Origin of the sequence: [Clostridium] saccharolyticum WM1, assembly GCF_000144625.1 — a bacterium.
GTDB lineage: Bacteria > Bacillota > Clostridia > Lachnospirales > Lachnospiraceae > Lacrimispora > Lacrimispora saccharolytica.
Window position 1 is genome coordinate 1,209,156 of record NC_014376.1, and the last position, 18,110, is coordinate 1,227,265.

The 18,110-nt window shown below is 42.3% G+C and carries 20 protein-coding genes and 1 pseudogene; 16 read left to right on the plus strand and 5 right to left on the minus strand.

Features of this window, described 5'->3' with window-relative positions:
* Positions 1-55 precede the first annotated feature (55 nt).
* From CLOSA_RS05695 to CLOSA_RS05715, 5 genes are all read left to right on the plus strand, one after another.
* Positions 56-268, plus strand: a complete 213-nt coding sequence (locus CLOSA_RS05695; protein ID WP_013271820.1) for a hypothetical protein — start codon at positions 56-58, stop codon at positions 266-268.
* Positions 261-584 (plus strand): hypothetical protein, encoded by a 324-nt coding sequence (locus CLOSA_RS05700; RefSeq protein ID WP_013271821.1) that lies wholly within the window; start codon positions 261-263, stop codon positions 582-584. The genes CLOSA_RS05695 and CLOSA_RS05700 overlap by 8 nt, the downstream gene beginning before the upstream one ends.
* Positions 584-2,602 carry an NAD-dependent DNA ligase LigA gene (ligA, locus tag CLOSA_RS05705; protein WP_013271822.1) on the plus strand — a complete coding sequence of 673 codons (2,019 nt, stop codon included), beginning with the start codon at positions 584-586 and terminating at the stop codon, positions 2,600-2,602. Before CLOSA_RS05700 ends, ligA begins: the two co-directional genes overlap by 1 nt.
* 66 nt (positions 2,603-2,668) lie before the next feature.
* Positions 2,669-3,292 (plus strand): hypothetical protein, encoded by a 624-nt coding sequence (locus tag CLOSA_RS05710; RefSeq protein ID WP_013271823.1) that lies wholly within the window; start codon positions 2,669-2,671, stop codon positions 3,290-3,292.
* Between the two features lie 64 nt (positions 3,293-3,356).
* On the plus strand, positions 3,357-3,620 hold the full coding sequence (locus tag CLOSA_RS05715) for a hypothetical protein (protein ID WP_013271824.1): 264 nt from the start codon (positions 3,357-3,359) through the stop codon (positions 3,618-3,620).
* Positions 3,621-3,748: 128 nt separating this feature from the next.
* Here the strand turns inward: CLOSA_RS05715 and CLOSA_RS05720 are convergent, their stop codons facing one another.
* Together CLOSA_RS05720 and CLOSA_RS05725 are read right to left on the minus strand one after the other, a co-directional pair.
* Entirely contained in the window at positions 3,749-4,030 is a 282-nt protein-coding gene (locus tag CLOSA_RS05720; RefSeq protein WP_013271825.1) for a hypothetical protein, read from the minus strand.
* Between the two features lie 81 nt (positions 4,031-4,111).
* Positions 4,112-4,618 (minus strand): response regulator, encoded by a 507-nt coding sequence (locus CLOSA_RS05725; protein WP_013271826.1) that lies wholly within the window; start codon positions 4,616-4,618, stop codon positions 4,112-4,114.
* Positions 4,619-4,741: 123 nt separating this feature from the next.
* Between CLOSA_RS05725 and CLOSA_RS05730 the strand changes: the two genes are divergently transcribed.
* The 3 genes from CLOSA_RS05730 to CLOSA_RS05740 all read left to right on the plus strand — a co-directional run bounded on the left by CLOSA_RS05730 (position 4,742) and on the right by CLOSA_RS05740 (position 6,649).
* Complete coding sequence (locus CLOSA_RS05730; protein WP_013271827.1) at positions 4,742-5,011, plus strand: helix-turn-helix domain-containing protein; 270 nt, start codon at positions 4,742-4,744, stop codon at positions 5,009-5,011.
* A 298-nt stretch (positions 5,012-5,309) separates the two neighbouring features.
* Positions 5,310-6,227 carry a ParM/StbA family protein gene (locus tag CLOSA_RS05735; protein WP_013271828.1) on the plus strand — a complete coding sequence of 306 codons (918 nt, stop codon included), beginning with the start codon at positions 5,310-5,312 and terminating at the stop codon, positions 6,225-6,227.
* Between the two features lie 5 nt (positions 6,228-6,232).
* The gene (locus CLOSA_RS05740; protein ID WP_013271829.1) at positions 6,233-6,649 is read left to right on the plus strand and encodes a hypothetical protein; all 417 of its coding nucleotides are present in this window, start codon (positions 6,233-6,235) and stop codon (positions 6,647-6,649) included.
* 33 nt (positions 6,650-6,682) lie between these two features.
* Here CLOSA_RS05740 and CLOSA_RS05745 read toward each other — a convergent pair whose 3' ends face one another.
* The gene (locus CLOSA_RS05745) at positions 6,683-7,015 is read right to left on the minus strand and encodes a helix-turn-helix domain-containing protein (RefSeq protein WP_013271830.1); all 333 of its coding nucleotides are present in this window, start codon (positions 7,013-7,015) and stop codon (positions 6,683-6,685) included.
* Positions 7,016-7,143: 128 nt separating this feature from the next.
* Between CLOSA_RS05745 and CLOSA_RS05750 the strand changes: the two genes are divergently transcribed.
* Complete coding sequence (locus CLOSA_RS05750) at positions 7,144-7,638, plus strand: SLOG family protein (protein ID WP_013271831.1); 495 nt, start codon at positions 7,144-7,146, stop codon at positions 7,636-7,638.
* Positions 7,639-7,853: 215 nt separating this feature from the next.
* On the plus strand, positions 7,854-8,828 hold the full coding sequence (locus tag CLOSA_RS05755; protein ID WP_013271832.1) for an alpha/beta hydrolase: 975 nt from the start codon (positions 7,854-7,856) through the stop codon (positions 8,826-8,828).
* A gap of 341 nt (positions 8,829-9,169) precedes the next feature.
* Here the strand turns inward: CLOSA_RS05755 and CLOSA_RS22590 are convergent, their stop codons facing one another.
* Entirely contained in the window at positions 9,170-9,454 is a 285-nt protein-coding gene (locus CLOSA_RS22590; protein WP_157668995.1) for a hypothetical protein, read from the minus strand.
* A gap of 21 nt (positions 9,455-9,475) precedes the next feature.
* Entirely contained in the window at positions 9,476-10,840 is a 1,365-nt protein-coding gene (abc-f, locus tag CLOSA_RS05760; protein ID WP_013271833.1) for a ribosomal protection-like ABC-F family protein, read from the minus strand.
* A 925-nt stretch (positions 10,841-11,765) separates the two neighbouring features.
* On the opposite strand from abc-f, the gene CLOSA_RS05765 reads away from it, so the two are divergent.
* The 6 genes and pseudogenes from CLOSA_RS05765 (at position 11,766) to CLOSA_RS05785 (ending at position 18,094) form a co-directional block, all read left to right on the plus strand.
* Positions 11,766-12,527 (plus strand): SDR family NAD(P)-dependent oxidoreductase, encoded by a 762-nt coding sequence (locus CLOSA_RS05765; RefSeq protein WP_013271834.1) that lies wholly within the window; start codon positions 11,766-11,768, stop codon positions 12,525-12,527.
* A 117-nt stretch (positions 12,528-12,644) separates the two neighbouring features.
* A complete protein-coding gene (locus tag CLOSA_RS23655) occupies positions 12,645-12,944 on the plus strand; it encodes a cyclophilin-like fold protein (protein WP_166431296.1) in 300 nt (99 codons plus the stop codon).
* Positions 12,929-13,039, plus strand: a pseudogene (locus tag CLOSA_RS23660) (4Fe-4S binding protein); the annotation flags it as partial. The gene CLOSA_RS23655 and the pseudogene CLOSA_RS23660, both read left to right, overlap by 16 nt.
* A 595-nt stretch (positions 13,040-13,634) precedes the next feature.
* Complete coding sequence (locus tag CLOSA_RS05775) at positions 13,635-15,173, plus strand: PucR family transcriptional regulator (protein WP_013271836.1); 1,539 nt, start codon at positions 13,635-13,637, stop codon at positions 15,171-15,173.
* A gap of 216 nt (positions 15,174-15,389) precedes the next feature.
* Complete coding sequence (locus CLOSA_RS05780; protein ID WP_013271837.1) at positions 15,390-16,748, plus strand: aminomethyltransferase family protein; 1,359 nt, start codon at positions 15,390-15,392, stop codon at positions 16,746-16,748.
* A 131-nt stretch (positions 16,749-16,879) separates the two neighbouring features.
* Entirely contained in the window at positions 16,880-18,094 is a 1,215-nt protein-coding gene (locus tag CLOSA_RS05785; protein ID WP_013271838.1) for an MFS transporter, read from the plus strand.
* Positions 18,095-18,110 lie beyond the last annotated feature (16 nt).

Genomic DNA, 18,110 nt, shown 5'->3' on the forward strand with positions numbered 1-18,110 from the left:
GCTGGGTATCTTTCGGGATACTCGGCCTCACTTTGTTCAAGGAGGATTGTAGAAGATGAAACAACTTGGTAATTTGGCAGTAGTCTGCGCACGACGACCGGATGTGCTGCTGCAGATTCTGGGCGGTGTGGTATGCCTTCATGTGGGTATTGGGCCACAGAGGGAATCTATCACTTTGGATTGGGTCGATGATGAAAAAATTACATCGCTAGTCCGAGAACTGAATTTTGGATGCTATCAAATAAAGGAGGAAAAGAACGATGATTAAGAATTTGAATCAAATGAAAAAGGCACTGAAGCCGGGAACCCGTTTTCAGATCACCGCCCATTGCCGGCCGGAGTGTGTTGGTCAGCTGCGGGAAATCACGGTGGCAAATACCCAGGGATTCTACAGTGGGATGGCCGGTGAACCGGATCACCCAGTCAGTAGGAGCAACGGCGGCAGGGGCTCAGTACTTTGGTGGAGCAAGGCGCCGTTCTGGGATTTCTCAGACGGCATCTGCAGTCTTTACAACAGTGATGCAGAACGCACGGAAAAATATCTGATTCTGGCATTCCGTGTGCTTGAAAAGGAGGCGGCATAGTGGACGCAAATATTTATGAAAAACAGAGGGATCTGACAGAACGGCTGAACATCTACCGGGAACAATATTATGACCATAATGCTCCCAGTGTGTCAGATGAAATTTATGACCGTCTGTTCGACAAATTGAAAGAATTGGAGCAACAGACCGGCATCCACATGGCAAATTCTCCGACACAGACGGTAGGTTATCCTGTGATGAGCAAGTTAGAAAAGACCATCCATGAAATCCCCTTGCTGTCTTTGGAAAAAACAAAAAGCAGTGAAGATTTGGAATTGTTCCAAGGAAAGCATCAGGTCATGCTTATGCTGAAGCTGGACGGCCTCACCGTAAAGCTGACCTATGAAAATGGTCGGCTTGTAGAAGTAGCTACCAGAGGCGACGGCGATGAGGGAGAAATTATTACCCACAATACAAGAGGGATTACCGGAATCCCGGTACAAATTCCCTATAGCGGTCGGCTGGTGGTGACTGGCGAGGCATTTATTCGCCCCGTTGATTTTGAAATCCTAAAGATTAAACTACTGGACAGCACCGGAAGACCCTATAAAAATGGCAGGAATCTGGCTGCCGGTTCGGTGCGTCTGCTGGATGCGGTCGCCTGCCGGGATCGAAAGGTTGTATTTATGCCTTTTGGTGTGTTAGAAGGTTATCCCGACATGACAACGAAATCTCAAAAGCTGTCTCAGCTCCCGGCACTGGGCTTTTCTATCTGCAAATTTTTAGTCAGTAAGAGGCCGCTTACCCTGGCTGAAATTGAACAGGCAATTCAACAGCTACAACAGTTTGCCAAAGCAAATGGTATTCCCATCGACGGAATCGTGATGTCTTATAACGATATTGCCTTCTCTAAAAGCTGTGGACGCACAGGTCATCATTATAAGGACGGCATGGCTTTTAAGTTTGAAGATGAGCTTTATGAAAGCCGTTTGCTACACATAGAATGGAACACTACTCGATCTGGTGAGATTGCCCCAGTGGCGGTATTTGATACCGTAGAGATAGACGGTTGCGAGGTGTCCAGAGCCAGCCTGCATAATTTGACTTTTATTGAGAGTCTGGAACTGATGCCAGGAAACCGGATTTTGGTCAGCAAACGCAATATGATCATTCCCCACATTGAGGATAATTTAGACCGCGGCGGATTTTTACTGGGAAGTGTGATTCCCCATGAGTGCCCTTGCTGCGGTCAGTCTACCCGCATCCATGTGGGAGAGGAACGTAGCGTGGAGGGCGAAGTGCGGACAACAAAGACCCTATTCTGTGATAATCCAGACTGCGAGACGCGGCGACTGCGGAGGTTCGTTCATTTTGTCAGCCAGAAAGCGATGGACATTGCCGGGCTGTCCGAGGCCACACTGGAGAAATTGATTGGCCGTGGCTGGATACACACTTACATGGACATCTACCGTCTGGACAGACACCGGGGTGAGATTGTGCGGATGGATGGCTTTGGGGAAAAGTCATGGCAAAATCTTTGGGATGCCATCCAGCAAAGCAGGAATACAACCTTTGAGCGATATGTAATCGCTATGGATATCCCCATGATTGGCAACAGTGCCAGCAAAGCCTTGCGTAAGGAATTCAATGGCAGTCTTTCCGATTTTGAAATGGCCGTATATCAGGGATATGATTTTACACAGCTTCCCGATTTCGGAGAAACGCTTCACAACAATATTCGGGATTGGTTCAGTCTGGAAGAGAATATTTATAGCTGGGATGAGCTGCAAAAGCTGCTGTGCATTGAAAAAAAGCTGGCGGAAACGGTCCCAAGTGATGAAGATTCTGCATTTGTGGGCTGTACCATTGTGGTAACCGGAAAAGTAGAGCCTTACACCAGAGAGGGCATCAACGATTTAATCGAATCTCTGGGTGCCCATCCCGGCAATTCCGTTTCCTCAAAAACGGATTACCTGGTCTGCGGCGAAAAGGCTGGCGGTAAGTTGATGAAAGCACGGGAACTGGGTATTCCAGTCCTGACGCCGGCAGAGTTCTTCCAGAGGGCAAATGTTGGCTAAGAATGTAACAAGTGAGGCAAGTGACTGGGGGAGGTTCCCTCCCCCTTGGTTTACAGGAGGATTATGATGAATAATAGAACAATGGTACAGATTTCTCTGGGGGAAGAATCAATTTCCCTGCGAACATACTCCCGACGGTTTCGCTCTCCACAACGGTTTGTTATTCTGCGGAGTGAATTAGAACGGTTGGTAGAGAAGAAATGGCTGGTGACAAATGACATACGCTCCTTTGCGGAACTGCGGCTGAAAAAGGCTCCGTCTGGCGACGAGGTGCTGGTAATTCGTTTTTCCTGGCTAACGGATGCAGGAGGCGATAACCTTACAGGACATACGGAGACTGTGCGACTTCCTTTTGACCGGTTCCATGGTTACCTTGCAGAAAAAAAGACATTTGGGCAGGAATGGAGGACTCTCTCTTTAAAGGAGGACTGGACACCGCATATTGAATTTCGCAGTCGTCAGAATTTACGGGAGATAACAGAGCGACCTTTACTGCGTCACAAACTGGGGCTCTTTTTGTCCAGGAGCCTGAACTGGGTAGACTATGAACGTTTCGTTGTTACAGATGATTTCGTGCCGTACAGCTTTGGCTTTACCAGCTACACACCAAATGGGCGAGGCGTTAGTGGTGGAATTATCCTGCACGGACAGGATGATCTGAAAAGGGCCAAATATAGCCTTCATACTTAAAAATAGTGTTCTGTATATTAGCATAAAGGTCTAACTAATCAAAGAATATAGGAGTGAAGAAACAATGATGAGAGGAAAAGCGATTTTGAAAAGTTTTAAGGAAACAAGAAACCATGATGTACTTTTTGAGTATGGCCGACTGCTGGAGCAGCAGGGGTGGAAGTGCATCCTTATAGAGGGCGGCTATTTGTCGCCGGATCATTCCACTATTTTTATCTGTATGAGAGCCCCTTATGAGGGACAATTATTACAGTATTCGTCTGACGGCGAGGAAAATTATCTTCTGCAGGTCAAGGCAATGGTGGAGTCGGGAGATTTTACAGAGTAGAGAGGGCGGCAAATCCGGTTGGATTTGCCGCCCTTTTTGAGTCTCTTTTTGTAGTGATATTCTGTTGAAAAAGACGTAATCCCGGCGTAAGGGATTGGTAAACAACAAAAGGCTTCACCATAAAGAGTTCATAAATCTTCCTCTCGGTTCACAACACCGAGAAATTTTAAGAAATGGATACCATCTTTTAAACCCTGGATGTAAATTTCATTAAATTCAAGTCCATCTCTTATAGACTGATTCTCAAAATAATTCTCCGCATCTTGAAATACTTCTCTAATTTTCACCTCCGTCGCTGCTTGATTTTCGCAAATTTCCAGGTAGTGAGGATTTTCTTTCAGCCGCCCCATAGCCACCTCTATTCGCAAGTCTACAAGGGTTCGGAGTGCTTTTTGTGTTTGACTTATCATACCTCATCCTTTCACTGCTCTTATCAAATAAAGAGCTTCTTTATCTGTTTTTATAACAATTCGTATCTAGTCCAGTAAGTATTAGAATTGATTGCTCCAGAAGTATTTTTTTAACCTTTCCAATAGGGTGTATTGGTGCTTACAGGATTGTTCATTTTCATCTGAGACAGCCGAGAGTTCTTCATCGGTAAGAGCTACGCAAGAGGGCCTATGCTCTTGCAAATAGACTACAAAATCTGAAATAGGCCGAGTTCGTTCAAACATGAGTGGTATTTTATACTCATTACAATAACTGGAAATCAAGGAATCCAGCATAGCCCAATGCACGGCAGTAAAGGTTTTATGCCGCTTCCTGTATTCATTGATGATTTCATATCCTTGCTGGTTTTCTAAGTATCCGGCAATAATCAGAAAATCAATAACCTGATCAACCATCTCTAGTGCCTGATCTTTATTTTTTACCAGCCCTACAATATGAATCCCAGCAGAACATAAATAGTTGGATAACTCTATTGCACGATCCATCAGCCTGTCTGAAATAATTAATACCCTTATTTTATTTTGCACATATGGATTATTTTCGCTCATTTATTTAACCTCCTGATTTCCACTATGAAGTAATATTGCTTATATCTATAAGCAATATTACTCCATTTTTTTGCTAATATCAATATACAGCTTATACCTATTAGCAATTTGGGAGGTTTATTTATGAAAAAGATAATTAAAGATGAGAAATTTGGACATAACATACAACGTATAAGGCTCTCTCGTGGATTAACACAGGAGCAAACGGTCGCACAGTTACAAGTTTTGGGTTCACCATTAAGTCGCAGTACCTATTCTTTAATAGAAATGGGTAAGGGCAATGTGTTTGTTAGTGATTTGGTCGGGCTACAAAAAATATTTAATGTTGACTATTCGGCATTCTTTGAGGGTATTACAGTATCACGGAGTAATTCAAAGGCTCAGAGCAAGTAAATTGACCCACATGTATGTTATAGGAACTGTGAGATATGGTTCTGGTAGTAAGAGTTCCAGGAAAGCCGCAGAGACTCTTTGTGCTATATGCAAGCCTCAAGTATTAGGTTTCAGCTAATATCAGAGGCTGCATAGATTGATTGTAAACATCCCCAGGGTATTCGTTTGAAAAGCGGATACCCTGGGGATGTTACTTTGTTTAAAGTCCTTTCGACAAATCCACTCTATCTTTTGTTGAAAAAGACGCAATCTCGGCGTAAAGGATTAGTATAACAACAAAAAAAGGAGGGCAACTTTTATGACGCTCATTGGAATCGATCATGGAAATAAACAGATGAAGACCGTTCACTGCAAGCCGTTTGTGTCCGGTCTGCAACAGAGCACAACCAAACCCTTTGGCAAGGATGTGCTGTACTATAAGGAAGTCTATTACACGCTTACGGACCAGCGCATCCCTTACCGCAAGGACAAGACAGATGATGACCGCTTTTTTGTGCTGACGCTGTTTGCACTGGCCGGGGAGATGGCAGCTAGAGGCTGCAGTGCCGGGGATGTGGTGCGGGTCAAACTGGCCGTGGGTCTGCCACCCGCTCACTTCGGGGCTCAAGTCAAACGGTTCACAGAGTATTTTCAAGGGCGCGGTATCATTAGATTCTCGTTTAATGGGAAAGCCTATGAGGTCTACATCGAGGACGTAGGCTGTTTCCCCCAGGCTTATGCGGCCGCTGCAACTATGCTTTATCAGCTGATGGACGACACCAAAGCGGTAATCCTGGATATTGGCGGATTCACGGCGGATTACCTGCTCTTGAAAAATGGGCAGGCAGACCTTTCTACCTGTGATTCGCTGGAAAATGGTGTGATTCTGCTTTATAATCGTATTCGATCCAAGGCCAACGCTGAACTGGATATTTTGCTGGATGAAAATGATGTGGATATCATTCTGCAGGGCAAGGGAGTAGATTACCCGGAGGCGGCTGTCCGACTGGTGGAGCAGCAGGCCCAGCAGTTTGTGGGCGACCTGTTCAGTACCCTGCGCGAGCGGATGCTGGATCTGCGTTTTATGAAGGTCATTTTTGTAGGCGGTGGCGCTATCCTGCTGCGCCGGCAAATCGAAGCATCCGGCAAGGTGGGCACGCCATTGTTCGTGGACGACATCAATGCTAATGCGAAAGGTTATGAGTACCTGTACCAGATTGAAATGATGGGCAGGTGATTATCATGGTAGCTAAAAAAGAGCGCGGGAGGTTCACCCTGCGGTTAAATGAAAAAGACCCGGCTCATGCCGAGGTGATCCGTCTACTAGAACAGCAAGACCCACACAGCAAGGCGCGGTTCATTGCCAACGCAATCTTGCACTATGTCCATTGCAGTGAGACGCCGGATATTTCTGTACGGCAAATGCCGGATAGGGCGGCCATTGAAGCCATTGTTCTGGATATCCTGCGTCAGCAGAAAGGTGGTACAGAGCTGACTGCAGAAGTATCTCGTTCCTTTGTGGAGCAGAAAGAACCGGCGCAGAAGAAACCTTTTTTGCCGCCAGAGCCTGTAGCCGATGAACCGAAATCATCCGATGTTGACGAAGATGTGAGGAACATGATCAAAGGAACTCTGTCTGCTTTCCGCATCAACAGCTAATCAAAAAGCGACACATAAGGTTTTGAAGAAATCCTATGCCTCGCTTCCTTTTACCGCCGCAATGTAACTACTGATGATATCCTCCAGATGTCGGTACTGGCTGGGAGTCAAATTAGAGGATTTTTGAATGAGCGTATTGTAATCCGATGGCGTGATGTCTCCACGCAGCAGGTAGTCAGTGCTGATTTCAAGGGCATTGCATACGGAGATGATTGTTTCCGGACGCATGGCCTTGTGTCCAAGCTCCGCAGTGGATATGGTCTGCGGGGTGACATTTGCTTTCTCTGCCAGCGCTTCCTGTGTCAGATTTTTTTGCTTGCGCCGGTCATACATTCTTTTTCCTATCTCTTTTAAAAGATCATCCATTAGTTCACCTCCATGCTATAGCATTTATATTACTTGCTATGGCATGGATTTTTAAGCGGTCATGGTTGATTTATTTCGTCTATAGCAAGTATAATAAATAAAAATACAAATTCAGAAGGAGGATATTCATGGAGATGCTTTCCTGTGCCGTAATCGGCCACAAGCCCACGAGATTCAAATTCAAGTATAAAGAGAATATGAGTGGATGCAAGCGACTGAAAAAACGGCTACATGACCAATTTGTTTTGTTATATGAAAAGGGCGTCCGCCGATTTTATGTCGGGGGCGCTCTGGGCGTGGATATGTGGGCTGCAGAAATCCTTTTGCGGATGAAAGAGCAGCCAGGATTTGAGGAAGTCGATTTAAACGTGATACTACCCTACAAGAGACATGATGCTAACTTGGACGAGCGGAGCAAGGCACGGATGCAGTTTATCCAGGACCATGCCAGGGTAATTGTAGTTAGCGATATTCACGATATGGTAGACCAAGCGGATTATCTGATAGCAGTCTATGACAATGAGCAGAATTTATGTTCCAGAACTATGCAGATGGTGAAGTATGCGGAGCAGAAAGGGATGCCAATTATTTTTATCCATCCGGATACAGGCAAGGTATTTTAACCAATATATGAGTGATTTTATGGAATATATTCTTGTATTTTATAGGAGTCTTATAAAACCCCTTGACATGTACCTAACTCCAGGTACTACAATATTATTCTAGTTTATAGTGATGTGCCGGATAAGGTAGTCACAGGTCTGAAAGGCTAAATTAACTATTTTAAAAAGCAATAGTTGGTATGAGTACCACAATCAAAATAAAGGAGGATTACAACATGGAAGAAAAATTGAACTTAGTTGAAGAATGGGACAAAACATTCCCCCAAAGCGATAAAGTTAATCATCGCAAAATTACTTTTCATAATCGCTACGGCATTACGCTGGCTGCCGATTTGTACGAACCGAAAAAGGCAGAAAGCAAACTACCTGCTATAGCAGTATGCGGCCCGTTTGGAGCAGTAAAAGAGCAGTCCTCTGGTTTGTATGCACAGACGATGGCAGAAAGAGGTTTTTTAACGATTGCTTTTGACCCTTCATTCACAGGTGAGAGCGGTGGCAGCCCCAGATATGTAGCATCCCCGGACATCAATACAGAGGATTTTCAAGCGGCGGTAGATTTCCTGTCCGTTCAGGACAATGTTGACCCGGAAAAAATCGGTATTATCGGTATATGCGGATGGGGCGGGATGGCATTGAATGCAGCCGCCATCGACACACGGATCAAGGCGACGGTTGCATCTACCATGTATGACATGACCCGTGTAAATGCAAAGGGATATTTCGACGCAGAGGACAGTGAAAACGCCCAGTATGAGAAACGCAAAGCTCTGAATGTACAGAGAACGGCTGACTATAGAAGTGGAGAATATGCGAGAGCCGGGGGCGTTGTAGATCCCCTGCCGGAAGACGCGCCTTTCTTCGTAAAGGATTATTATGACTACTATAAGACGAGCCGCGGATATCATAAAAGATCCTTGAATTCAAATGATGGTTGGAATGTTACCTCCTCTTTGCCATTTTTGAATATGCCTATTTTACAATATAGCAGCGAAATCTACAGTGCGGTATTGATTGTTCACGGCGAAAAGGCCCATTCCTGTTACTTTGGCAAAGACGCCTTTGCAAAACTGACAGGCGATAATAAAGAATTGATGATTATTCCAGGTGCTGTTCACACTGACTTATATGATAAAGTAGATGTGATTCCCTTTGATAAACTGCAAACTTTTTTTACTGAGAATTTGAAATAACGGTATTTTATTGCTGATAGAATAACGTAAAGTGTAAACTGACGATATCAGCTGCTGTTAACAAAAGAGTCGGTTATCCCTGGTATTTTTAACAAGAATTTATACCAAAAGATTCATCTGACCCTGCTAAGCTGTATCCGTAGAATCCACATTTAATCTGTAAAGGAGGTTCCTGGTACTTGATACCGGAGCCTCCTTTACAGACTGAGTTTAAGCCTAACCTAAAACATATACGGCAAAATATAAATTGTCTTGCTATAAAAGCGGCTCCAATGCACATACATAGGGCCGCTTTTATAGTAGGAAATTTACAAAAACATTTAACCAGCTGATTTGCATTGTCACTGCATTGGATTACACATACGATAAATATTTTTGATGTCTTTTGTTGTGAGATCAGTGATGCCATGGAGGACGTCGCCATTACGCTCGGCAGCCTTCAGCGCCATTTCAGGAAGCATTGCTTCATCAACACCAAGCTTAGACATGTGGCTCTCCAGGCCCAACTTATTGAACATCCAGTCACTTAGCGTCAGTGGCCTTTTGGACGCCTTCTCGCGCGTCAAGGCCCGCTTCAATATCAAAGCAGGTAACACCAAAGCGAGCAGTCTCATCACCCAATGCATACTGCATCCATCTGGGCATCATTAAGTCAACTCCGTGTCCATTTCCAATGCTTCAACAGCAGGAAGATCAAGAAAATTGCTCGGTTCATCCATAAGCAAGATGTTATAGCGACCTAATAACATCTTTGTAAGTAAAACCTTGATAATTTCGCCTCCACTTAAAAAAGATAATTCTTTGGTAATATCGTTTTGCAAAAATCCCATAGATGCCAGTACAGATCGAATTTCAGAAACTTGATAATCACAATCCTCCTGCATAAATTCTATAAGTCTTTGCTTTCGGTTAAACTTATATCCTGTTTGAGAAAAAAAGCCAATCTTCGCCTTGGGTGATATTACTATGCCTTTTTCTCTGTTCATAATCATTTGGAACAATGTTGTTTTACCAGTACCATTACCTCCAATTAGTGCTACTTTAGTTCCCAACGGGATTTGAAAAGAGGCATTGTCAAATAGCACTTTATCATCGAAATGTTTGCAAATATCCGTTCCAGTGATGGGATATGGATTATGCAGTTCCAAAGCTTTGCTTTGTCGAAACCGGACAGTGCGAACTGCTTCTGGCATTTGTATGTCGCCAAGTGCGGATATTCTATGCTCCATATTTTTGGCAGCATTATAAAGCTTTTTCTGCTTGCTGCCTGTTGTCTCTTGATGACTAAGGCGTCCACCACTTTCAGAGCTATTCTTTTTTTTAGCTCCTTTTGCTTTTTGGTCAATTTTTTGAGCTTGCTTCTGCTTTTCGCTAACCGCGCGTTCAAGTCTGTCCCGTTCTGCAATGAAATGCTCATATTGGCTTATCTGCTGTTTTCGTTCCTCTTCCTTTTGATTTACATAGTCCGAATAGTTACCCCAATACTCCGTTATTTTCCCGTCTTTCAATTCCCAAATCTTATCAATGACAGCATCGAGAAAATAGCGATCATGGCTAATAACGAGTAATGCTCCCGGAAAGGATTTAAACTGACCGATTAAAAAGTTAATTCCCTCTTGATCGAGATGACTAGTTGGTTCGTCGGCAAAAATTCCATGTACATGCTCTGACAAGGCCTGTACAATTTTTAAACGAGTTTCTTCACCGCCGCTCATGGTCTGCATTTCAAGTCTGTCAACATTCAATTTACCCATCAGGAAGTAATCCTTTCCATCTTTCACAATAACATCATCCATCTGTGGTATGAGGGAAAAGGTACCATTTTTTGCAATTTGAATCTTCGGTAGTGCAAGTTCACCAGATAGTATCTTTAAGAGGGTGCTTTTCCCAGACCCATTTTTTCCTACTAATCCGATGCGGTCATAGTCATACAGTTCCAACTCATCAATATCTAATACACTGCGTCCTGCATACTCAACGCGGATGTCTTTTACTTTTAATAATAATTCCATTTCTTCTTCCTCCTGTAAAATCCCAATTTTTTGCTCGCAGGAATAACCCTGCAATTCCGGCAGTGAGGATTATATGAAATAAAACCCAAACATAATTTTTATCTCCTTCTTTTTCATCCTAAAGGGCATTGAAAAGAACTAAAAATAAATTGGAATTTTTTGTAGTAATTGTCATGGTAGTTGATTTTAGACAGGTTGTAGCAGTGGCAGAGATGCAGCAAAAAGCTCCTAAGAAGATACAATCATTTCATTGTTGAATTAGTAGTTTCTGAACAAGATAGATAGGAATGTCTGCTTACATATCCCGACTTTCCTCAATAGTATCCATTTCAACGACATGAACCATAGGGTTTTCTTTCGTCTATTTTTGAAAATACTTGTAAGTGCGGCCAATGCGGAATTCTTTTGCAGCCAGACTGATTCTGGTTTTCTGTGGTTTGTATTTATAGCATATTTTCGTCTTAAATCAATGTTTATGGAAGTGATACTCCCAGTTCGATGTAAAAATAAAGGATTCTGCGGCTACAAGGAATTTCATGTCCATGAAAGCATAAATGTGAGTCCTCGATTCCCCCTGCTTTAATAAAGGTGAAGTGAGTTCATCCAGAGGAGCAATGTCTACTGCTTTTCGATTTATGCCGGATTGACAGGAAACAAGTAATGCCTGAGCTTTATCCATTATGTTTTAATTGTTGGCAAAGGAAGACATTCAATAATGAGTAATGGAATTTACTATAGTATACCATCAAACAAGCCGCAAAAAAGGGGAATTACGGTGCCAACCTTGCGTTACTACGACAGAGATGAGCTTCTTCCCTTTGTAGATAAAAAACTAAGCGGGAGAATTTCTGCTTGTATTAATAGATGCAATGTTTAAGGCAAGTAATCCGAAATAAACACAAAATAAAAATTGGAGGACATTAAAATGAACTTTTCTTTTAAAAACAAAGTAGCTTTAATAACAGGAGCAGGTTCTGGTATGGGCCTAACTACCGCAAGGGAATTTGCTAAGAATGGCGCTTCAGTAGTACTCGCTGATATCATTGAAGAAGCCGTCAATACTGCGGCTGAGCAATTAGTGAAAGACGGACATAAGGCCATAGCAGTCTGCTGCGATGTAAGCAATGAGCAGCAGGTAAAAGAGATGGTTGATAAAACAATCAAAACCTTTGGACACCTTGACGCTGCCTTCAATAACGCAGGCATTCAAGTTCCTATGACGGATACGGCGGATTTAGCGGCTAGTGATTATGACCTTGTTATGGGAGTCAATCTTCGCGGCGTTTGGTTGTGTATGAAATATGAATTGCTGCGTATGAGAGAGCAAGGAAGTGGTACAATCGTTAATTGCTCCTCATTGGGTGGATTGGTCGGAGGTGCTGGACGCGCTGCTTATCATGCGGCAAAGCATGGAGTTTTAGGCTTGACGAAGTGCGCGGCAATCGAATATGCACCGAAGGGGATTCGCATCAACGCTGTATGTCCCGGCACAATCGATACGCCGATGGTTCATTCCATGATTGAATCAGGCGACCTATCAAAAGAAGAGGCGATTAGTTTAATGCCGATAGGCCGCCTGGGGAGGCAGGATGAAATTGCCGATGCAGTATTATGGCTCAGCAGTCAAGCGTCAAGCTTTGTTGTTGGGCAGGCTATATCCGTTGACGGTGGCTATACAATCCAATGACTTGTCGGCAATATCTGGCCTAAGTTTATGAAGTGGAGGCGCTATAATGAGAAACGCAAAAAATACTTGCTTTTGTTTTATTCCTAAGTTGCATAGTTTTTCTTATATCCTGCTTAAATGACAACACCTCTAGTATGTCTATGTCTCCTTTTTGACCGGGATGGAGTAGGAACGGAATCGGAAATCAATACAACGAGTGAAGAAAAAGCCTCCGTTAAAAGCACTCAGACTGAAGAAAGCACTAATCTTTTCGTGTCCGGAACCGATAATGAGAGAATACTTATTCGACTGACATTCACAGAAGCCGAAACCGTTACTATGCTGGAGGATAATCCAACGACACAAAGCCTCCTCGAGCAGCTTCCAATTACCATAATCTTTGAGGATTTCGCCGATGTAAACCATCTACATGTATAAACTGCAACGCTTGTCGGGAACAATGTCCTCAGGACTTTGATATTCCTGTCTATATGAAGAAAATGACTGACCTGATTATGCAACAGAAAAGATAACAGGTGTAAGAAACGTTAAATGAAGAAGTAACTTCTTGATTTGAGAAACCTAGATCAGCAGGAGTCTTCCAAAGTTCTAAAAATTTATGGAATATGTTGCTCAAAAGCATCTGGGACAGCATGAATGAAATGCAGCTATTCAGGCTGTCTCGCACCCCGCTATTGATGTGGTTCATCAGTCTTATAGCCTCCGACCGCGTGTAAATATCTAGGCTTTCTCTTTTGGGTATCGCATAACGGATATATTCATTATTGTCATCAATCATACCTATCTGCCACCTGTATCCATTTCTTCGACAGAAATGCTAGGATGTTGCGAATTTGGGTTGATCAATAAGGCATTCTAGCACACTATCCATGATGTCAAGAATCGGGCACGAGAACAAACTTGTTACTTTCCCCTTTCGTATAATATAAATAAAGAAAAGGGTATATTTAGAATGAAAGTGTATTTTTTGTGCATTTTTTACTGGTCTTATTGCTATACGCAAAAAAAATGTTACTTTATATATAAAAAATATTGCAAAAAATACAATAATTGTGATAAATTGATAGTAAATAAAATATTATAAGTGTACAAGAGGGGGGATAAAATTTGAGATTAACTCTTTCGGTTCTCGCTTATCATTTATCTGAAAAATATGATAATTTTTTTGAGATATATCAAGCAAATGGTAAAAATTCATTGGATAGGATTTGTTACTTTGAGGTAGACTGTTCGGAAAATAAATTTTTATATTTCATACTTTATGAAGATTTGAAAAAATGCAAGGTTTTACCACAGACGATTATATGCATCGGAGATGATGAAGAAGCGCAAAGTTTTATTATTGAAAAAGGAATCGAAGCGCTTATCTTTCCTAATTGTGTTAATCAGAACCTATTATACCAAGCGGTTAGTGATATTTTTTTCGAATACAATACCTATGAACAGGATATTAAAGATGCAATTATCCGGAATGATTCGCTTTCAGCAACGCTCAATATTGTTAGTAGAATATTTGATAATCCGGTTTTTATTTGTGATGCTGCTTTACGTTTGCTAGGGGCCAGTGAGAATAGTGTAAACGTATCTGACAGCTTGTGGTTGGACACACTGAATCAAGGTGTATCAAGTCAGATAGTTATGGATGTAATGCAAAATACAGATCTTATAGATTTGCTTAACACAACAAACCGGGCAATTTATATTGAACAGGAACCAGTTGCTCCATTCTTCAGTGCAAATTTTATTGAAAACAATAAACGGATTGCAACAATTACAATATCAAGTAGTGAAAAAAAATTAAATCCGAAACTGCTTCCAGTTGTTGACAGAATTGTTGAATTGTTAATAATTGAAGTAAAAAAGGCCGGGAATGCTTATTACCTACAAGCAACAAACCTTCAAAAGGTTATTCTGGACATGCTGGATGGCTTCATGCTCGATGAGAGGGTATTACGACGTAATCTTTTAGCAGTACACTGGAATATGAATGATGAATATCAGCTTATTAAGGTTGAGATGAGTGAGGATCATGTTCTTAATGGTACTGCAAAATACGTAGAGCTGACAGCTCATAAACTGTTTCCTGATTCAATTCTTGTTGATTTGCAAGATGCTTTTCTTCTTGTTGTGCATCGTACAGGTAACCGAAATATAGATTATATTATAAGTAATGCATTTTATGAGTTTCTTAAAATGCAAAAAAGCAAGGCTGGGATCAGTATGCGCTATTATAGTTTTCCTCTCTCTGCGGATGCGTATAAATTAGCGAGTATTGCCTTGGAAAAAGGAAAGGCTTTATCACATAAAGAGGCACTATACCATTATGAGGATTATATCGTTACCCATCTGATTGATATGTGTGCTTTATCAATTAATGTGGTATCGCTTTGCAATCCAGAGGCGACAAAGTTATATCAATACGATGTAATTCATAACACTGAATATCTTAAAAGTCTTTATATGTATATTCTTGAAGAAAAGCATATTGCGATAGCTGCAAAAAAACTGAATATCCATCGGAACACTTTAGTTTATAGACTTGGAAAAGTTTCTGAACTCTGCACGATTGATCTTGACGACAGTAAATCCAGACTACATGTGATATGGTCATATCAAGTACTGCAATATCTCAAACCTGAATTTTGAAATACTTTAAGTGGTCAGTTTATTTATAAAATTAAAAACAGCCGAACCAAAAGCCGCCGTGGGATTCCAAGGCGGCTTTCGTTGTGCTGTGCGCACACTTTTGACCTGGTCTGTTTCGTGATACGGATACATTGTTTTAAAGTATGACAGGCAATACAATTGTTATAGAAATATAGTAATAATATACAAAAATAAATTAAATAAGGAGAGAAAATTATGAGTAATGCGAGACCGGATTTCAATCCCTTAAACGAAGGGGCTTCTTTACTGATGGGTAGCGGAGAAATGGGCTATTTTGCTTATACCTACACCGGATGGCGCGATGAAACCGATTCATGGAAAAAAACTGCGTATCTGGGGACGGCCCTGATGAATTCACCCATTTATGACGTAAAGGGATCTGATGTAGCGAAATTTTTCGGCAGGATTTGTGTGAACAACTTTGATAATTTTAGTATTGGGAGAATCAGGCATGCGATTATTTGCAATGAAAAGGGCCAGATTATGACCGATGGAGTTGTGATGAAAATAGCAGAAGATACGTATCGGACATACTGGCTGGCTCCTTGTATTGAATTCTTGGTTCAGAAGTTCAAGAGCGAATATGACATTGAGGGCAACGATCTGACGGGTAAGGAATATTTCTTCCAAATCGCGGGCCGACTGTCACTTGAGGTTATGGAGAAAGCTACCGGTCTGGATTTGAAAGATCTGAAATTTGCACAACACAAAGTGATTCAGATCAATGGCAAAAATGTCCGCATACTGCGTCTTGGTATGACCGGTAATGTTGCATATGAGATTCATGGTGATATTTCCGAAGCTAAGGAAATATACAATATCGTCTGGAACGCCGGGAAAGATTTAGGTATGCGAAAATTGGGCCAGCTCGCCTATTGCATGAATCATACTGAAGGCGGATTCCCTAATATCAACATTCATTATCCGCTTCCCTGGTATGAAAGCGAAGATCTCGGGTTTAAGGGATTCTCTGAATTCCTGGGCACGCGTCCCTGGTGGGCATTCTATAATAATAACCGTCTGCTGGTAGGCAGCGTCGGCGATGACCTTCAGACGCGCTTTGTCACTCCTGTTGATGTTGGTTGGGCTAATCTGGTTAAGTTTGACCATGAATTTACAGGGAAAGAGGCTCTTGTAAAGGCAGTGGCAAATCCTGCCCGCACTGTGGTGACCTTGGAATGGAATGCGGACGACATCATGGAAGTTTACGGCTCACAGTTCCGGGGAACTGATGTAGAACCCTATGACTACATAGAGGATCGTCCGAACGATGTGTTCTATTTTGGAGGCGAACGATTTACCTATTTGGCGGATAAGGTTCTGGCAGACGGCAAGACGGTCGGCATCAGTGTTGGGAGAGGTGTCAGCAACTATTATCGCAGGATGATTTCGATGGCGTTTATCGACCCCAAGTATACCGAGCTCGGAAAAGAGCTCACAGTAGTATGGGGCGATGTCGGACATCCGCAAAAAGAGATTCGTGCCACAGTAGTGCGTTATCCTTATTTTGATGCAGATCGCAACAACGAGGTTGATGTTTCAACGAGACATTAAAACTAATAAATAGAAAGGTCCACAATTCAAAGGGAAAGGGTTGTGGACTTTTCTTCAGTAAGATCCTGTCTCAACTGAAGTATTCTAACTGAAACGTATCCTTTTAATACTATTCTTATAGGAGGATTTTTATGGCAGAGAAAAAAAATGCTTTTTACCCTTGGATAGTTCTCATCATCATTTGTTTGGGTGGTTTTATTCCAAATTATACACAGTATCAGCTCTCACCGCTGGCACCCCAGTTAATTCAGTCATTTAAGCTTTCAACATCAGAATTTGCCAGCATATTTTCTTCTGTGGCGATACCTGCCATTTTCTTTAGCCTTGTTGCCGGTTTGTTGGTAGATAAATTTGGAATAAAACGGATAATCGGGGTCGGTTTCATCATTGCGGCCATCGGAACAGTTTGGCGAATATGGTCTGATAGCTACATAACACTTTTTGCCAGTATGTTGCTTACCGGGTTTGGTATAACGTTCCTCAATGCGAATGCTGCGAAAGTAGTCGGCAGCTGGTTCCCACCTGAAAAAGTAGGAAGCAGGACAGGAATATTTTTATCTGCTTCAACGCTGGGTATGACAGTCGGAACCGGAACCACGGCACTTCTCAGTATTCAGTCTGCATACCGGATTTCAGCTGCTTTGTCGGTAATATTTGTTGTACTCTGGTTTCTTTTTATTAAAAATCCGGAAGATGTAAACCCGGACGATAGACTGGAAGAAAAAAACAAGGTTAATGTTCTTCACAGCCTGAAAGTGGTACTTAAATCCCGAACTGTATGGCTGACGGGTATTTGCCTGATGTTCATTTTAGGGTGTAATGTTGTAATAAGCTCGTTTTTGCCTACTGCTCTTGGTCAGAGAGGTTTGGATTCTGTAACAGCTGGTATGTATGCGGCTTTTGTTACAGGTGGTAGCCTGATTGGGTGCCTGTTTGCCCCTGTACTTTCGGAAAGGGTGGGAAAGAATAGGCCTGTTATGATGTTCTTCGCACTTGTTTCCGCAGCTGGCACCGCATTTAGCTGGCTTGCGCCGGTTGGTGTTCTTTTAGGGCTTTGTCTGTGTATAACCGGGATTGCATTGGGAGGGCTTATGCCATTGCTAATGTCTATTCCTATTCAATTAAAGGAGATAGGCCCGGGTTATGCAGGAACAGCCGGTGGGGTAACTGCTACCTTGCAATTGCTTGGAGCTGTTTTGATTCCGACTTACATTATAGCTCCAATCGCAGGTCAAAATATGAATTTATTTTTCATTCTTGGGGCTGTTTGTATGTTGTGTGTGTTTCTGTTCGTGTTCACTTTACCCGAACTTGGCAAAGGCAAGGGGAAGAGAGAAATGGTCTGATGGGTCATTTGTACTT

What these genes read in the sequence shown, in the direction of transcription:
- CLOSA_RS05695 (WP_013271820.1), top strand. Translation starts at nt 56, where the DNA reads ATGAAACAACTTGGTAATTTGGCAGTAGTCTGCGCACGACGACCGGAT.
- CLOSA_RS05700 (WP_013271821.1), top strand. Translation starts at nt 261, where the DNA reads ATGATTAAGAATTTGAATCAAATGAAAAAGGCACTGAAGCCGGGAACC.
- CLOSA_RS05710 (WP_013271823.1), top strand. Translation starts at nt 2,669, where the DNA reads ATGAATAATAGAACAATGGTACAGATTTCTCTGGGGGAAGAATCAATT.
- CLOSA_RS05715 (WP_013271824.1), top strand. Translation starts at nt 3,357, where the DNA reads ATGATGAGAGGAAAAGCGATTTTGAAAAGTTTTAAGGAAACAAGAAAC.
- CLOSA_RS05720 (WP_013271825.1), bottom strand. Translation starts at nt 4,030, where the DNA reads ATGATAAGTCAAACACAAAAAGCACTCCGAACCCTTGTAGACTTGCGA.
- CLOSA_RS05725 (WP_013271826.1), bottom strand. Translation starts at nt 4,618, where the DNA reads ATGAGCGAAAATAATCCATATGTGCAAAATAAAATAAGGGTATTAATT.
- CLOSA_RS05730 (WP_013271827.1), top strand. Translation starts at nt 4,742, where the DNA reads ATGAAAAAGATAATTAAAGATGAGAAATTTGGACATAACATACAACGT.
- CLOSA_RS05735 (WP_013271828.1), top strand. Translation starts at nt 5,310, where the DNA reads ATGACGCTCATTGGAATCGATCATGGAAATAAACAGATGAAGACCGTT.
- CLOSA_RS05740 (WP_013271829.1), top strand. Translation starts at nt 6,233, where the DNA reads ATGGTAGCTAAAAAAGAGCGCGGGAGGTTCACCCTGCGGTTAAATGAA.
- CLOSA_RS05745 (WP_013271830.1), bottom strand. Translation starts at nt 7,015, where the DNA reads ATGGATGATCTTTTAAAAGAGATAGGAAAAAGAATGTATGACCGGCGC.
- CLOSA_RS05750 (WP_013271831.1), top strand. Translation starts at nt 7,144, where the DNA reads ATGGAGATGCTTTCCTGTGCCGTAATCGGCCACAAGCCCACGAGATTC.
- CLOSA_RS05755 (WP_013271832.1), top strand. Translation starts at nt 7,854, where the DNA reads ATGGAAGAAAAATTGAACTTAGTTGAAGAATGGGACAAAACATTCCCC.
- CLOSA_RS22590 (WP_157668995.1), bottom strand. Translation starts at nt 9,454, where the DNA reads ATGCATTGGGTGATGAGACTGCTCGCTTTGGTGTTACCTGCTTTGATA.
- abc-f (WP_013271833.1), bottom strand. Translation starts at nt 10,840, where the DNA reads ATGGAATTATTATTAAAAGTAAAAGACATCCGCGTTGAGTATGCAGGA.
- CLOSA_RS05765 (WP_013271834.1), top strand. Translation starts at nt 11,766, where the DNA reads ATGAACTTTTCTTTTAAAAACAAAGTAGCTTTAATAACAGGAGCAGGT.
- CLOSA_RS23655 (WP_166431296.1), top strand. Translation starts at nt 12,645, where the DNA reads ATGACAACACCTCTAGTATGTCTATGTCTCCTTTTTGACCGGGATGGA.
- CLOSA_RS05780 (WP_013271837.1), top strand. Translation starts at nt 15,390, where the DNA reads ATGAGTAATGCGAGACCGGATTTCAATCCCTTAAACGAAGGGGCTTCT.
- CLOSA_RS05785 (WP_013271838.1), top strand. Translation starts at nt 16,880, where the DNA reads ATGGCAGAGAAAAAAAATGCTTTTTACCCTTGGATAGTTCTCATCATC.